This is a genomic window from Heliorestis acidaminivorans (assembly GCF_008933955.1).
GTDB lineage: Bacteria > Bacillota > Desulfitobacteriia > Heliobacteriales > Heliobacteriaceae > Heliorestis > Heliorestis acidaminivorans.
In genome coordinates this window covers 1-2,112 of record NZ_WBXO01000027.1, presented here as the reverse complement: position 1 = coordinate 2,112, position 2,112 = coordinate 1, and the positions used below count along the sequence as shown (strand labels likewise).

Sequence of the window (2,112 nt, the reverse complement as noted above, 5' to 3'; positions counted from 1 at the left end):
AGTGCAACTTCAAGTGCATCTGCTGCAGCTGAAATATCATGCTTTTGGAGGATGGTATTGAGGGTTAAAAGAGCTTCCCTCTTTTCCTCTGGAGCTAAATCTGACAGATAGTTTTGCCATATCTGCGGTAGTTCTTGATAAAAGCCTGTGTACTTCAGTGCAGTTGGGCGTTTTGCCATTAATGATATATATGGAAGCCAATCCATGGATTCCGAATCTTTTTCATAGAGCCTAGGATGGGTAACCACTGGATTGTACCTTTGATCCATGATGGTGATGGTATCACTGGTGATTTCAAGATATACAGCTTCCTGTGCCAGCTTTGGCGATGATGAGTATCGGTTGGTTTCAAACATAACTTTTCCATACTTATCAGCCTTTGCTGTATGGAATCTGGATACTTTAAAATCAATTGGATTCATAGGCAGCATCGCTTTTCTATCAGCTTCAAAGAGTTCTGCAATCAGTTGTTCTTTGCGATAGTGTTCTCGCTGCATATCCCTTTGACAGCATTCAAAGAGTCTTTTATTGAATTCATCAAAGTTCAATATTGTGGGAACAGGAACAAACATATTTCTGCGCTCATAGCCGACTTTGCATTCTACATTACCCTTTTCCCAGCCTGCAGAGGTGTTGCAGAAAACAGGTTCAATACCGTAATGTTCAACAAATCGCTTGAAGCCTTCTGTTAGGACACGCTCTTTACCACTACCGATATGAGCCACTGCTGCCGATAGATTATCAAAAACCATTCGATAGGGTACCTTATTCATATGCTTCATAATGTTTTGTAACCCTTGTAGCAAACATTCCTGGTTCTCACCACGGAATACTTGGCAGTATGCTCCATTGCTTTGAGGAAAGGACACCGTCAGCTTGCGACCTTCTTTTAATGTGTTGGCGTTATCGTAGTAGAAAAATTGACAAAAGTCCACTTGTGCTTCCCCTGCAGGGTGTTCTAATGGAATGTAGCCTTTAGATTTTTGTGTATATAGCTCTTTCTTTTTCTGTGATACATAGTACTGAACCGTACGTAGCTTTACCTCCAGTTGATCTGGATATTCTTCCTTAAGTCGGTCATAAACACGCTTTGCAGTATGCCGTTGCTTGCGTGGTGCCTTAAGGTCATTCTCAAGCCATTCATCAATGATGGGTTTGAGGGGGTCTAGCAGGGATGGAACTTCTTTGGGTGGTTGTGGTGGATGATTAAAATCCTCCATATCTAGGTATTTCTTAACGGTTTCACAATAATAACCGGAGCGGCGCATGATTTCTCGGATAGAACATCCTTCCACATCATGCATTCTTCTGATATACTTAATATCGTCCATTGATAACATCCTTTCTGTTCCTCCTTCAGTTCTTCGACAAACTAAAGGATAACTTAAATTAAAGGGTGTTACAATGGATTTTTTGCATTGCAGACTGTTACACTTTTTGACTGCGTTTTGTTACACTTTTATATTACATTAAACAACAGGTTGATAACTCATACCATACTCACATACAGGACATCTCAAAAGACCACTCAACAAGTGATTACCATTAAACCTTTTTACATGTGAACGAGGGTTATTCTCTATCATATCTTGTACTTTATAAAAATCATCTTCATCTATTATTGCTTTATGTTTACCTTCTACAAAAATTGGCTTTTCTGAATATTTCCTTTTTCGCCCACCGTTCTCTTCTTTCTTACCCCAATCTTCTCTATAACCCCATCTGATTTTCCCAATATATGTAGGGTTTTTCAGTATTTCTTTTACTGAATTCGCACTAAAATCTCTACCTTGTCTTACTTTACCTTTCTTTGTAGTATAAGTTTTACTCTTGTACCCTTTTTCTTTTAACATATCTACTATTGTAAGATATCCATTTTTATCTAGGTATTTTTCAAATATAAAGTCTACAATCTTTTTTTCTTCTTCATTAATAACTAATTTTTTATCACACAAATCATACCCCAAAGGTGGTATCCCACCTACCCATTCACCTTGTCTTGCTTTCTGTGTCATACCTCCTTTTACTTGTACGATAAGATTTGGATAGGCTACAATGAACTAGACAATAAAATTAAGGTCATGTAAACTAAAAACAATATACCAAAGGAGA

The 2,112-nt window shown here is 37.9% G+C and carries 2 protein-coding genes; both read right to left on the bottom strand.

The annotated features are described in order from the left end of the window. On the bottom strand, positions 1-1,340 hold a 1,340-nt coding region (istA, locus tag F9B85_RS14000; protein WP_151621826.1), incomplete at its 3' end, for an IS21 family transposase. Between the two features lie 129 nt (positions 1,341-1,469). Continuing rightward, complete coding sequence (locus F9B85_RS13995; RefSeq protein WP_151621825.1) at positions 1,470-2,015, bottom strand: recombinase family protein; 546 nt, start codon at positions 2,013-2,015, stop codon at positions 1,470-1,472. Between the last annotated feature and the right edge of the window lie 97 nt (positions 2,016-2,112).

Bases quoted from the DNA above. Each gene is read 5' to 3' on its own strand.
- F9B85_RS13995 (WP_151621825.1), bottom strand. From the start codon at position 2,015: ATGACACAGAAAGCAAGACAAGGTGAATGGGTAGGTGGGATACCACCT.